Origin of the sequence: Frateuria soli, from assembly GCF_021117385.1 — a bacterium.
Lineage (GTDB): Bacteria > Pseudomonadota > Gammaproteobacteria > Xanthomonadales > Rhodanobacteraceae > Frateuria_A > Frateuria_A soli.
In genome coordinates, this window is record NZ_CP088252.1 from 269,555 (window position 1) to 283,429 (window position 13,875).

Sequence of the window (13,875 nt, forward strand, 5' to 3'; positions counted from 1 at the left end):
ACTGAAAGTCACCCTGTTCGGCACCGGCTACGTGGGCCTGGTCACCGGCACCTGCCTGGCGGAGATGGGCAACCGCGTGCTTTGCGTCGACGTGGACGCGGCCAAGGTCTCGCGCCTGAAGCATGGCGAGGTGCCGATCTACGAGCCGGGCCTCTCGCCGATGGTCAAGCGCAACCACGAAAGTGGCCGGCTGGACTTCACCACCGAGGCCGAACCGGCGGTACAGCACGGCGAGGTGATCTTCATCGCCGTCGGCACGCCGCCGGACGAGGACGGCAGCGCCGACCTGCGCTACGTGCTGGAAGTGGCGCGCACCATCGGCAAGTACCTCAACCGCTACGCGGTGGTGGTCAACAAGTCGACCGTGCCGGTGGGTACCGCGGACAAGGTGCGCGCGACCATCGCCCAGGCGCTGGCCGAGCGCGGCGCGGTGATCCCGTTCGACGTGGTCTCCAACCCCGAGTTCCTGAAGGAAGGCGACGCGGTGGAAGACTGCCTGCGGCCCGACCGCATCGTGATCGGCAGTTCCAGCGAGCGCGCCACCCAAGTGCTGCGCAAGCTCTACGCGCCGTTCAACCGCAACCACGACCGCACGGTGGTGATGGACGAGCGCTCGGCCGAGCTGACCAAGTACGCGGCCAACGCGATGCTGGCGACCAAGATCAGCTTCATGAACGAGATCGCCAACATCGCCGAGCGGGTGGGCGCGGACATCGAGCAGGTGCGCCGCGGCATCGGCTCGGACCCGCGCATCGGCTACCACTTCATCTACCCGGGTGCCGGCTACGGCGGCTCGTGCTTCCCCAAGGACGTGCAGGCGCTGGAGCGCACCGCGCGCGGGGTGGGCTACGAGGCGAAATTGCTGGGCGCGGTGGAGGCGGTCAACCACGCGCAGAAGGGCAAGCTGTTCGAGCTGATCGAGCGCCACTGCGGCGGCGCGCTCAAGGGCAAGACGGTGGCGCTGTGGGGCCTGGCGTTCAAGCCCAACACCGACGACATGCGCGAGGCCTCGAGCCGGCGGCTGATGGAGCAGCTGTGGGCGGCCGGCGCGAAGGTGCGCGCGTTCGACCCGGAGGCGCGCGAGGAAACCACGCGCATCTACGGCGAGCGGGCCGACCTCGCGCTATGCGAGGACGCGTACGAGGCGCTGGAGGGCGCGGACGTGCTGGCGATCGTGACCGAGTGGAAGGCGTTCCGCGCGCCGGACTTCGCACGCATCCGCGACGCACTGAAGGACCCGGCAATCTTCGACGGGCGCAACCTGTACGACCCGGCGCAAGTGGAGGAGGCGGGGCTGGCCTATTACGGCATCGGGCGCGGGCGGGCGCTGGGGGAGAGGTTCGCGCCTTTCCTGGCAGCGCCACGTGCGGCCACCGCCTGAGTGGATCCGCACCGAAGGAAACCAGGGATGGCCTGGCGCGCAGAAGACATAGTCCATGCCATCTGCCGCCTGGATAGCTACCTCCCTTCACCCGAGCCGATGCCAGGACGCACTTGTGAAACGCTTCTACCTCTCCGGACAACGCACCTTCCGCAACCGTGGTTGCGAGGCCATCGTGCGCAGCACGGTGGCGCTGCTGCGGGACCAGTTCGGCGAGGTGGAGGTGCTGGTCCCCTCGACCAACATCGCACGCGACAGTGCGCAATGGCCCGATGCATCCGGGCAGGGCGTACGCTTCGTTCGAGCCTACCTGCCGCCTCCCGCTCGCTACTGGGTGCAACTGCAGAGTCTGCCACTGCCGCTGATCAAGCGTGCCGGCTGGCCGTTCCCGATGCCGCGCTGGCTGCGTCAGCAGCTCGACTCGGTCGATGCCGTGCTGGCGGTGGGCGGCGACAACTATTCGCTGGACTACCGGATCCCTTCGCCGATCATGAGCGTGGACGGCTGGGCCATGGACATGGGCAAGCCCGTGATGCTCTGGGGGGCGTCGGTCGGTCCGTTCGAACGCGAGCCGGAATTCGTCGATCCGGTGACGCGCCACCTCGCGCGCATGCACTTTGTGGCGGCCGGCGAATCGATGAGCCATGACTACCTGGTCCACAAGCTGGGTCTGCGCAACGTGATCCGGATGGCCGAGCCGTCCTTCATGCTCGGCAAGGAACCGGTCGACCTCAAGCCGTTCTGGCCCAGGGGTGACGGCCACGTGTTGGGTCTGAACGTGAGCCGGCTGGTCGAGCGCCACCAGCGCAGCAACAAGAACGTGCACGCCGAGCTGGAGGGATTCATCCGTCACGCGGTGAAGGAACACCGGCTCGGCGTGCTTCTGATCCCGCACGCCGATCCGTTGCGCCAGGCGCACGGTGGGGATGCCGAGTACATGGGGCCGCTGCTGACGCGGTTGGCCGACCTCGGCAGTGCCGTGACGATGATGCCCAACACGTTCAACGCGGCACAGACCAAGTACGTCATCAGCTACCTGCGCTTCTTCATCGGTGCACGCGCGCACCCGGTAATCGCCGCGCTTTCCAGCGGTGTGCCGACCGTCTCCATCGCATACAGCGTCAAGGCCTGCGGCATCAATCGCGACCTGTTCGGCAACCAGGAGACGGTGCTGCAGGCGCGCAACCTGTCCTCGCGCCGGTTGCAGGACATGCTGGAGCGATTGGTGCAGCAGGAAGACACGCTGCGCAGCCTGCTCGAATGCCGCCTCGCCGAATGGCAGTCGGCCACCAGGGCTGCGACGGCGCGGATCTCGGACTGCCTTTGTTGAGACATCCTGGGGACTACATGGACAACAGAATCGCATCTGACAACAGGCGGACCGCGGATTCCCCGTGCGTCGGCACCGCACCGCCAAAAACCCGCGAGGCGCGCGTCGCGCCGGTCAGCGTGGTGGTGCCCTGCTACCGCTGTGCAGACACGATCGGGCAGGCAGTCGCTTCGGTTGCCTCGCAACTGTTGCGACCGGCGGAAGTGATCCTGGTGGACGATTGCAGCAGCGACGGAACGCTGGACCGACTGCACGAAGTGGCGCGAGGGTACCCGCCTGGCTGGGTCAAGGTGTTCGCGCTACCTCGCAACGGTGGCCCGTCGGGAGCGCGCAACCTGGGCTGGGCGAATGCGCGCCAGCCCTACGTCGCCTTCCTCGATGCGGACGATTCCTGGCATCCGCACAAGCTGAAGATCCAGATGGACGTGCTCGAGTCCGATCCCGGCATCGCCCTGCTGGCTCACCGCATGAACGTCCAATCACGCAGCGCACCCGCGCCCGCGCTGCAACGTCGCCAGACGGTGACGGTCGTGCCGCCGAACCTGCTGATGCTGCGCAGCCCCTTTCCCACCGCTTCGATCATCGTGCGCCGTGACCTGCCGTTCCGGTTCGACGAGCAGCGGCGTCGCTCGGAGGATTACCTGCTGTGGGCGCAGATCCTGTTGTCGGGCTACCGCTGCGCGCGGGTCGAACAGGTGCTTGCGTCCTGGCACAAGCCGCCTTTCGGCGCGGGCGGCCTGAGCGGCGACCTGGCGGCGATGTACGCGGCCGGCGTGGATGCGCGGCGCGCGTTGCATGCCCAGGGTTTGCTGAGCGGGCCACAGATGTATCTCGTCCACGCGATCGGCCTGCTGCGCTATGCACGCCGACGCGTGATCACTTATGCGCGCCGATTTTCCAGCGCCTCCCGAAGCGGTGGCACGAGCTGATCATGGAACAGACCCTCACCCTGGTGGATACGCCATCCAATTCGAACGCTCGGGCCATGCTCGGGCTCATGGTGCTGGCCGTCGTCTGCCTGGCCATGGACCTGGTGGTCGGCTCGCGCAGCATCGACACCGGAACCGACACCTACGTCTATGCCGGCTTCTTCGACGCGCTGCGGCACGGTACGGTCAACAGCCGCTTCGAGCCGGTGTTCTATTACCTGAGCGTATTGCTCGCCGGCACCGGCATGAGCCGGGTCGCGTACCAGAGCTGCCTGTTCCTGATCATGATCGGAACCGTGGTGGTGGCCACGCGCAAGTACTACGACTACCTGGAAAGCGAGGGCAGTTACCTGGTCTTCCTTACCGCATCACTGATGTTCCTGCTGTTTTCGCCAGTGATGAGCAACGCTTCCATCAACGTCGTGCGCCAGGGACTGGCCTCCCTGCTGGTATTCGCGGCCCTGATCGCGTTCTACCGCCATCAGTGGCGCAGCTTCTTCTTCTGGGGCCTGCTTGCGACCGGCTTCCATTATTCTTCGGTGCTCTACCTGCTGTTCGCGCCGGTGCTGCTGCTTCGCCAGCGCACCCAGCGACTGATCGCGATCGGTGCGTTCCTGGCCTACTGCAGCGGGTTGACCATGTTGCTGGTCCAGGCGCTCGTGCCATCGGTGTACGCGATCGTCATGAAATACGACGCAGGCGCGACCTACCGTACCGGCGTGCGCCTGGACTTCGCGGTGTTCTCGCTGTTCTGGTATCTGCTGCCCTACGTCCTGGCGCCGTTGGTGCACGAACCTGCGCGGCAGCGGATCAAGGACGGTACGTCGATCTACGCGGTCATGCTGCTGCCCTTCTTTGCGGTTGGCTGGGGCAACTTCTCCAACCGCTACCTGCTTTCGTCGTGGCTGTCGGTATCGCTGGTGCTGGCCGCGATCTGCTGCAACAGCCGCCTGGCCCCCCTGCGCAACCCCCTGCTGATACGGATCGGGCTGATCTTGGCGGCCGCGGTTTTCTACATGTATGTCAGCCATGGTTTCGTGATTTGAACCCGATGCGCCATCCACCCGAGCGGCCCGGGCTGCCCGCTGGCGCCCACCGGCCCTATCCGGCGCCGCGGCGGTGGAAGCGCGATCGCAAAGGAGAGTTTCTATGAACGGCGGCGACCTGATCCGGGATACGCAGAGAGTCGACAGGTTGGCACGGCGTTCCCGCTGCCCTGCCTGCAGGGTTGCCCGGCCCGCAAGCCAACATCCATGGAGGTGAGCCATGACATCCATGCCTGCACAGCAGCACAAGGCTGCCCAGCCCACCGAGCGCCGCATCCAGCTCAACCTCTCGCCGTACGCCGGCGAGGCTGATCTGTCGAGCCTGGATCGCGAGGGCGACTGCTTCGACGCCATCGACGAAATCTCGTTGGCGGACCTGCTGCGCAACTCGTTCGTCTATCCGCCGCATTCGATCTTCCGTGGCGTGAAAGTGGCCACGACCGGCTTCGATCCCCAACAGGATCTGCACGATCGTCCGCGCTTCCATTTCCTGGGACAGGCGGCGGCGGTGACCAACCGGCCCCGGGCCGACGAAGTGGACGAGGCCGACCTGGTGGAAACCTACCACCGGCTGCTGTGCGAAGCGATCGGACGCAGCACCAGCGGCATCCGCACACCCTGGCTGTTGCAGAGCGGCGGCAAGGATTCCACCTCCATGGCCATCGCGCTGGCCGAAGCGCGACCGGACGCCACCTGCGTGACCTACCTGGGCGGCACCGAGGAGAACGAGGTCGAGTCGGCACGCGATGTGGCGGCTCGGCTTGGTCTGCGGCATGAATCGCTGGCGTGCGATCCGTCCCGCGCCTACGACCGCTACCTGGCGATGGTGCCGGCGATGCCGCTGCTGACGGCCGACTTCGCCGTGCTTTCCTACGCCGACCTGACTACCGAGATCGGGGCGAGTGGCGGCGACGGCATCATCGACGCGCTCGGCTCGGATCCCTACTTCGGCGTGCCGCCACACTGGCAGCAGCGCATGCTCGGATTGCTGGCGCGCGGCCTGCGCCTGTCCCCGCGGGTGTTCGAAACCGACGTGCTGGGGCGCAACTTCAAGCTGTGCTATGCGCTTGGCACGCTGCAGATGAACGAGTTCGAGCGCTACTACGCCGGCTCGCGGTTCACCGACTCGGAGGTGGATGCGCTGTTCGGGCATCCGATTTCGCGGCAATCCCGCGCGCGGCTGGAAGTGTTCAGGGATGCGATCGCGGCGGCGCGGACTCCCGAGGCGCGCCGCCGCGTTTCGGCGGCCATCGTCGAAGCGGCGATTTTCGGCAAGGGCATGTTCGCCGCCCCGGCGCGCAAGCTGCGCCTGGTCTACCCCTATTGCGACGAACGGCTGCACGAGTGGGTCTTCCGCCAGGTGCCGGACAGCTACCTGATGGGGCGCGACGGCACCAACAAGGTCCTCGTGCGTCGCCACATCGCCCGCCATTTCCGCCAATTACCATATGTCCATGCCAAGGGTTCGTTCCGCTTCGACCTCTGCGGGCTGGCTCGGCAGCGCTTCGACCAGGTGCACGCTTTCGCGGTGCAGGCCAAGGCACTGCTTCCCGGAGCACCGCGCTGGCTGGAAATCCACCGCGGCCGTCTGGACAACAAGTACTACGCATCGAAGTTCTACCTGCTTGCGATCACGCTGCCCTGGGTGCTCAGCCGGTTGCGACCGGACCAGGCCCTTGGCGTGGCCGCATTGCGAGGACCCAACAACCAGGAGTCGACATGCGCCGCATCCTAGGACGCCCGCCCTCCGATGGCGCCCGGGCATCTCGCGAGACCGACCTGGCGCTCGTCGCGCCGTCCACGCGACGGACATTCCTGCGGCGGGCACTGCTGCTGGCCCTGACGCCGCTGCTCGCGTCACGCACCCTGCCGGCGGATGCCGCCGCGGGCAAGAGCACGATCGACGTACGCGAGAAGGGCGCCAAAGGCGACGGCAAGACCGACGACACGTGGGCCATCCAGGACGCGATCGACGCCTTGCCGGAGCAGGGCGGCACCGTCCTGGTGCCGGCCGGCCATTACATGGTGGACGCCACCCGGGCTTTGCGGTTGCGTTCCAACATGACGCTCGAGCTCGACCCGGAAGCGACCATCGAGGCGATTCCCAACGCGCGCAGGCGCTCGCACGTGATCAAGGTCTGGCGCGCCGACAACGTCGTGATCCACGGCGGGCGGGTGGTGGGCGAGCGCCTGGGCCACACCGGCAGCGGCGGCGAGTGGGGGTATGGGATCAACATCCAGGCGTCGCACAACGTCAAGGTCTCCGGCACCCACATTTCCAACTGCTGGGGCGACGGCATCTGGATCGGCGCGCTCGGAAAGGGCGTCTTCCAGGTGGTCTCCACGGACGTGACCATCGAAAACGTCGTATCCACCAACAACCGCCGCCAGGGCATGTCGATCGGGCCCTGCACGCGGGTACGGGTCATCGGCTGCACCTTCAGCGACACCCATGGCACCAAGCCGGAGTCGGGCATCGACCTCGAACCGATGGCCCAGGGGCCGACACGCGACATACTCATCCAGCGCTGTACGTTCACGCGCAACAAGGGTTGCGGCGTGGAGATCCACCACAACGTCTCGGGCGTCGTCGTGCGTGACTGCACGATCCAGGAAAATGCCGGCTACGGCGTGTACGGCAAGAACGTCGGCGACCTGTGGATCGACGGCAACCAGATCATCGACAACGGGCTGGTCGGGATCGCGCTGGTCAAGGGCACGCACGACGTCAGGATCACCGGCAACACCATACGGCGCAACAGCGCCCGCTACGTCCACCACGTGCTGAAGTCGATCAAGTCGATCGCCACCGGGGAGCGCGCCAAGGGCGACGGCCGGCCGGCCACGGAGATGCGCATCGACGAGACCACCTCCGGCATCACGCTCTCGGACAATACGTTCTAGCACCGCCACCCGCCTGTCGCGCGGTCTATCGACAAGGGAACTGTTTGATGAAGTTCGTTTTCTACGCCAATACCGATTGGTATCTCTACAACTTCCGCCTGTCCACCGCGCGCCGGCTGCAAGCCGACGGCCACGAAGTGGTGATGCTTTCGCCTCCGGGCGAGTTCGGTGGACGTTTCGCCTGTCTCGGGTTCCGCTGGGTCACGCTGCCGATGGACCGGGCCAGCCTCAACCCCTTGCGCGAGACCGTGACGCTCCAGCACCTGGTGCGTGTACTGCGCCGCGAAAAGCCCGATCTGCTGCACAACTTCACCGTGAAGTGCGCAGTGTACGGAGGCCTTGCGGCGCGGCTGGCCGGCGTGCCGGCGACCGTCAACGCGGTGGCCGGCATGGGCTATGTGTTCACCAGCAACGACCTCAAGGCCCGCTGCCTGCGTCCGCTGGTCCGCGCACTGATGCGCGGCACGCTCGATCACCGGCGTTCGCTGCTGATCCTGCAGAACCCGGACGATGAGGAGATCTTCAGGCGCTCGCGCCTGGTCGCGCCTGGCCGGATCGAGGTCATCCGCAGTTCCGGCGTGGACACGGGCCGTTTCAGGCCGACTTCGATGTCCGGAAGCGACGGACGGTTGCGCGTGCTGCTCGCCGCTCGATTGCTCTGGGAAAAGGGTATCGGGGAGTACGTTGAAGCTGCGCGGCTGCTGAAGGAGCAGGGCAGGGACATCGAGTTCGTGCTGGCGGGCGCGCCCGACCCCGGCAATCCGCGATCGGTCGCGCACGAGCAGGTACAGCGCTGGGCCGAGGAGGGCCTGGTGACGTGGCTGGGCCACGTGGAGGACATGCCCGCGCTGTTCGCCACCATCGACGTGATGGCGCTACCGAGCTACTACCGTGAAGGCGTACCCAAGAGCCTGATCGAAGGCGCCGCGGCGGGACTGGCGTTGATCACCACCGATCAGCCCGGTTGCCGCGAGGTGGTGACCCGGCACGGCAAGGATGGCTTGGTGGTGCCACCGCGCGACGCCCCTGCGCTTGCTGCGCTGATCGCCCGGCTGGACGACGATCGCGCCCTGCTGCACCGGCTTGGCACCGCTGCACGCGAGAAGGCGGTGGCCGAGTTCGACGAGCGCATGGTGATCCAGCGAACCATGGACGTCTATGGACGCCTGCTTGGTGGCGATGCACCCAGCGGACCGCTGGCGGGCTCGGCCCTGCCCGAGCTTCGAACAAACCGGAGCGGCTGAGGCGCGCGCCATCGGACGTCGGCGGCGTCCCGCACCCGCGGAACCGGAACATTGCGGTGGCCTTGCCGATGCCCTCGTGGGGACGGCTGCCCGTTGCCCGGCCGAAGCTGGGGCCAGCGGCTCGGCGGCCGTGTTGCGGGCGCCGGGGCCCCGTGCCCGATCCGGCCCGATCCGCGTAGCGCGGGTTGCGGTGGCTGCCGCCACCCGGCACGGGTCCGCAGAGCCGCCGACGCCCCGTTCCCTGTCTGGAAAGCTCTGGCCCGCGGACACAGGTGCGCCGGGGCAGTTGCCTGCCCCGGCGCAATGGTTTCCAGGGGCCCTGGCCGCCGGGCGACCAGGCCCATGGCTTACCGCTTCGGCGAAAGCGTGTTGTTCGCCTCGGTGATCGCGTAAGTGCTGCGCGTGATCTTGATGTCGCGGGCCCTGCCGCCGCCTGTCTTGCTCGGCGACATGTAATTGGTGCTGTTGTACTGCAGCGTGTTGTTGCGCACCGACGCATTGTGCGATTTGCCGGTCAGGCCGACGCCGGCCAGGCCATTGCGGGTGGCGTGGTTGCGCTTGATGTCGAGGTACGAGCCACTCACCGACAGCACGCCGAAACCGCGGTTGTCCGTCAGGCGGTTCCTGGTGATCGTGATCCCGGAAATGTGGTTGTGCAGCTCGATGCCGTTGCCCTTGTTGCCGGTCATCGTGTTGTTCTCGAGCCGGATGTTGGTCGCCTTGCCTTCATTCTGCGGTTCGATGTCCACGCCTGCCTGCGGCAGCGTGCCACGGGTATCCTTGAAGGTGCTGTTGACCACATAGACGTGCGAGGCCGGCGTGATCGACAGCCCCTGCCGGCGGTTGTGCGAAGAGACGACGTTGTTGATGGTCACGTAGTCCGAGCGCTTGCCATGCTTGGCGCCGACATAGAGACCGTCCCCCCAGAAATCGGACACGTGAACGTTTGTCACGACCACGTTCTTGCTGCCCAGGATGCTGATGCCCATGCCCCATTCGCCGCTGCTGCCGCGGTGGCGGGAGCGCTCGCCGGTGATCTTGCCGCCGACGATCGTGACGTTGTTCACGTTCCAGACGCGGATCGCGTAGTGCCAGGCCGCGCCATTGGGAATCACGCGCAGCTCGGCGCCATCCTTCAGCTTCAGGCGGGTATGGGAGCGCATGCGGATCGACTTCCTGGCATCGATCATGTATCGGCCGGCCGGCACGACCACGGTGCCGCCACTGTCGGGAAGGGCGTTGATCGCGGCCTGGAAGGCGGCCGTGTCGTTATGCGAGCCGTTACCCCTGGCCCCCTTGTCGCGTACGTTGATGGTGGCCGAACCGATCGACACGTGGGGTGTAGCCGACCACCATTGACCGGCAGTCGCCGGTAGCGCCACGGCAGACAGCGACAGCGACGCAAAGCCCACCATCAAGGGTTTCAACAGGGAATTCCACTTGCGGGGGGCCGGCTTCGCCGGTAGCTGGGCGTCGTGCAATTTCATCATCAGGTATTGATCCTCTCGTCACGTGATAGTGACGGCGACCTTGCGGCACCTTCACGGAGCCAAACAAGCTCGTCCATTGGGTGATGTTCATGAAGCCGGCGGGTCCACGTCAGGCAAGGCGTCGCCGCCGGCGGTCGGCCGATCCACCGCATCACGCATCGTTGAGGGAATCGCGGACGGTCGCCGTTGCAAGCCCGCCCACCTTGCATGCCCGACTTCGGCGGCGAAAAAAAAATCGCGGCGCGCCCGAGAGCCGTTACGAATTCATGTGAATGGTGTAAATTTACCGTCAAGGACCCTTGCCGGCCCGCACGGACCAATCGCAATGAACGGCCGGCGCGGGTGCTCAAGTTCCGGTGCGCCTGGCCGATAACCGGGACATCCCTTCCGCCCCTGCAGGCGGTTGCCGTGCGCCTTGACGAACAGGCGCCTACCCCGGGGGGGCGCCGCCCTCCCGGGAGGCCTCCAGTTGCTGGAGGCAAAGGTCCCGATTTGTGGAAGTTGTGTGAACGCGATCAAGGAATCGTGAACGGGCGGTCATTGTCGAGCTTGCTTGGCTATGTGAAGGCTGCGCATGGTTTACGTGAGCTTCGTGTGACGAAGACGCCTCCGTAAATTCCGGGACACTGCCGTGCCAATCCAAAATATGTTCGCCAATCAATCCCTTACTTCTTCCGTGCGTTGCGCTTCCGCCAAAGGCCGCCTGGCCAAAGGCGTGAAGAAGCCGTTGATGCTCGCGCTTGCCGCGCTTGCGGTCGCAGTCCCCGCCGTGCCTGCTTTCGCGGCCACCCAGTGGTGGAGTGCCACTCCGCAGGTCCAGATCGGCAAGGACGCCAAGGTCAATGTCCGCAACAAGGGCGCAAAGGGTGATGGCGTGCATAACGACACGGCCGCTTTCCAGGCCGCGATCGATTCGCTGCCTGCCTCCGGGGGCACCGTGGTGGTTCCGGCCGGCCGTTACATGATCGATGCGGAGAAGTCGATCCGCATGCGCTCGCATACCCGCCTGCTGCTCGATCCGAGCGCCGAACTGGTCGTGATTCCCAACAGCGTCGGCCGCTCGCGCCTGATCCGCGTGTGGAACGTGACCGACGTGCGCATCGTCGGTGGCTCGATGACGGGCGACCGCGCCAAGCACATGGGTACCAGTGGCGAATGGGGCATGGGCATCGACATCATCGCCTCGAAGAACGTGGTGGTGAAGGGTGTGCACCTGTCCGAGTTCTGGGGCGACGGCCTCTACATCGGCGCCAAGGGCAGCGGCCGCTACCTGAAGGTCTCCGAGAACGTCACCATCCTCAACGTGGTGTCCGACCATAACCGTCGCCAGGGTCTGTCCATCACCCCGGCCAAGAACGTCTACGTGGTCAACAGCACCTTCAGCAACACCCGCGGCACGCTGCCCGAGGCGGGCATCGACATCGAGCCACAGGTGCAGGGTCCGACCAGCTCGATCCGGCTCGAGAACAACACCTTCATCGGCAACCATGGCAACGGCATCGAACTGCACACCAACATTTCCGACATCGCCATCGTCAACAACAAGATGACCTCCAACCGCGGCTTCGGCGTGTTGTCGGTCGGTGCCTCGAACCTGAAGATCGAGCGCAACCAAGCCACCCAGAACATGCTCGCGGCCGTCGGCATAACGCACAGCGCGCACGACGTGGAGATCCGCGACAACGTCCTGCAGTACAACAGCACCCGCTACATGTCGGCGGCCAAGTCGGGCGGCGGGCTGGACCGCGATCTGCAGATCGGCAGCCAGGCCTACCGGGTCTCGAGGGCGGGCAACACCTACTCCAACCCGAAGTACAACGACTGAGCGCCTGCTTGGGTGCTATCCAAAGGGGCGGCCATGGGCCGCCCCTTTTTTTTGGCCTGGCGAAAGCGGGCCTCGGCGCCTGCCGTGGTCCCGTCCTGGTGACGGGTCTTGGCGAGCGGCCCGGGCGATTACGGGCCCGGACACGGCTCCCCGCAGAACAGGAGCTTGCGCCGGATGGGCGGACGCAAGGGTTTCTTGCCAGCAGGCCCCGAGATCGCGCAACTTGCGCAACCGCGGGAACCCTTCGGGTGCTTCGCTTGCGGGGCCACCGATCGGGCCCCGGTGACCGCATCCCCTGAAGCAGGTCCGGACGTGCCGATCCGCGGGCGCCCCGAAGAGCCGGGAGCCGGCCCGCGCCGCATCCACTCCGTCCGCGGGCCGGCGGGCGCCTGCCGGATCAGCGCTTCCGGTGACCTGCAGCACCACACGCGCCTGGCAGGGAGCGAGCAGCGCTTCGCCACACCGCACGCAGCGATGCTCGTTGGCAGGCGACGCGGCCCGGGGGCTCAGCCGACAAGGTTTCGATCGCTATGGAGGCCAGGCGGCCTCGGGGGCGTGCGCGCACAAAAAAAGAACCGGGGCAGACTTGCTCTGCCCCGGTTCGTAACGCCGGTGATGGAGACCCGGCGATCCGCTGCCTCGACCGTTACCGGGTCGGCGAAAGCGTGTTGTTGCTGTTGGTGATCGAATAGGTGCTCTTGCCGATCTGGATGTCGCGGGCCTTGCCGCCGCCGGCCTTGGTCGGCGACATGTAGTTGGTGCTGTTGTACTGGAGCGTGTTGTTGAGCACGCCCGAATGGTGGGTCGTTCCGGTCAGGCCCACGCCGGCCAGCCCGTTGCGGGTGGCATGGTTGGCATTGATGGTCAGGTACGGCGCGCTGACCGCCAGTACGCCGAAGCCGCGGTTATCGGTGAGCTGGTTCCTGGTGATGGTGATGCCGGAAATGTTGGCGTGCAGTTCGATGCCGTTGCCCTTGTTGCCGGTCATCGTGTTGTTCTCGAGCCGGATCGATTCGGTCTTGCCCTCGTTCTGCGGCTCGATGTCCACGCCGGCCTGGGGCAGCGTGCCGTGGGTGTCGCTGAAGGTGCTGTTGACCACGTAGACGTGCGCGGCGGGGGTGATCGACAGGCCCTGGCGGCGATTGCCGGTGGACACCACGTGGTTGATCGTCACGTAATCGGAGCGGGTACCGCGCTGGGCGCCGACGTAGAGGCCGTCACCCCAGAACTGGGAGACGTTCACGTCCTTCACGAGCACGTTCTTGCTGCCCAGGATGCTCACACCCATGCCCCACTCGCCGGTGGTGCCCTTGTGCTGGGCGCGCTCGCCGACGATCTTGCCGCCGTTGATGACCACGTTGTTCACGCCCCAGGCGCGAATCGCGTAGTGCCAGGCCTCCTTGTTGGGGATGACGCGCAGTTCGGCCCCATCCTGCAGCAGCAGGCGGGTGTGCGAGCGCATGCGGATCGACTTGACCGCATTGATCATGTAGCGCCCCGCAGGAACCGTCACGGTGCCGCCGCTCTGGGGCAGGGCGTCGATGGCGGCCTGGAACGCGGCCGTATCGTCGTGCGTGCCGTTGCCCAGCGCGCCCTTGTTGCGCACGTTGATGGTGGTGGAGCCGATCGAGATGCTGGGGTTGGCCGACCACCAGCTTGCGGCAGCGGCCGGAAGCGCCACGGCAGACAGGGACAGCGACGCGGCGGCGATCATGAGGGACTTCGC

General features: G+C 66.3%; 10 protein-coding genes. 8 read left to right on the forward strand and 2 right to left on the reverse strand.

All coding sequences use genetic code 11. The annotated features are described in order from the left end of the window. The first annotated feature begins 1 nt into the window (after position 1). The 7 genes from LQ771_RS01215 (at position 2) to LQ771_RS01245 (ending at position 8,834) form a co-directional block, all read left to right on the forward strand. Positions 2-1,381 carry a UDP-glucose dehydrogenase family protein gene (locus LQ771_RS01215; RefSeq protein ID WP_231351816.1) on the forward strand — a complete coding sequence of 460 codons (1,380 nt, stop codon included), beginning with the start codon at positions 2-4 and terminating at the stop codon, positions 1,379-1,381. Positions 1,382-1,496: 115 nt separating this feature from the next. After that, positions 1,497-2,711 carry a polysaccharide pyruvyl transferase family protein gene (locus LQ771_RS01220; protein ID WP_231350598.1) on the forward strand — a complete coding sequence of 405 codons (1,215 nt, stop codon included), beginning with the start codon at positions 1,497-1,499 and terminating at the stop codon, positions 2,709-2,711. A 17-nt stretch (positions 2,712-2,728) separates the two neighbouring features. Next, positions 2,729-3,640, forward strand: a complete 912-nt coding sequence (locus LQ771_RS01225; protein ID WP_231350599.1) for a glycosyltransferase family 2 protein — start codon at positions 2,729-2,731, stop codon at positions 3,638-3,640. A gap of 2 nt (positions 3,641-3,642) precedes the next feature. Next, complete coding sequence (locus LQ771_RS01230; protein WP_231350600.1) at positions 3,643-4,686, forward strand: EpsG family protein; 1,044 nt, start codon at positions 3,643-3,645, stop codon at positions 4,684-4,686. 220 nt (positions 4,687-4,906) lie between these two features. Beyond that, positions 4,907-6,421 (forward strand): asparagine synthase-related protein, encoded by a 1,515-nt coding sequence (locus LQ771_RS01235; RefSeq protein WP_231350601.1) that lies wholly within the window; start codon positions 4,907-4,909, stop codon positions 6,419-6,421. Further along, complete coding sequence (locus LQ771_RS01240) at positions 6,406-7,590, forward strand: right-handed parallel beta-helix repeat-containing protein (protein ID WP_231350602.1); 1,185 nt, start codon at positions 6,406-6,408, stop codon at positions 7,588-7,590. The genes LQ771_RS01235 and LQ771_RS01240 overlap by 16 nt, the downstream gene beginning before the upstream one ends. Before the next feature lie 47 nt (positions 7,591-7,637). Then, the gene (locus tag LQ771_RS01245; protein WP_231350603.1) at positions 7,638-8,834 is read left to right on the forward strand and encodes a glycosyltransferase family 4 protein; all 1,197 of its coding nucleotides are present in this window, start codon (positions 7,638-7,640) and stop codon (positions 8,832-8,834) included. Positions 8,835-9,181: 347 nt separating this feature from the next. On the opposite strand, the gene LQ771_RS01250 is transcribed toward LQ771_RS01245, so the two are convergent. After that, on the reverse strand, positions 9,182-10,315 hold the full coding sequence (locus tag LQ771_RS01250; RefSeq protein WP_231350604.1) for a right-handed parallel beta-helix repeat-containing protein: 1,134 nt from the start codon (positions 10,313-10,315) through the stop codon (positions 9,182-9,184). Between the two features lie 739 nt (positions 10,316-11,054). Between LQ771_RS01250 and LQ771_RS01255 the strand changes: the two genes are divergently transcribed. Continuing rightward, complete coding sequence (locus tag LQ771_RS01255; protein ID WP_231350605.1) at positions 11,055-12,149, forward strand: right-handed parallel beta-helix repeat-containing protein; 1,095 nt, start codon at positions 11,055-11,057, stop codon at positions 12,147-12,149. A gap of 646 nt (positions 12,150-12,795) precedes the next feature. On the opposite strand, the gene LQ771_RS01260 is transcribed toward LQ771_RS01255, so the two are convergent. Continuing rightward, positions 12,796-13,863 (reverse strand): right-handed parallel beta-helix repeat-containing protein, encoded by a 1,068-nt coding sequence (locus LQ771_RS01260; RefSeq protein ID WP_231350606.1) that lies wholly within the window; start codon positions 13,861-13,863, stop codon positions 12,796-12,798. Positions 13,864-13,875 lie beyond the last annotated feature (12 nt).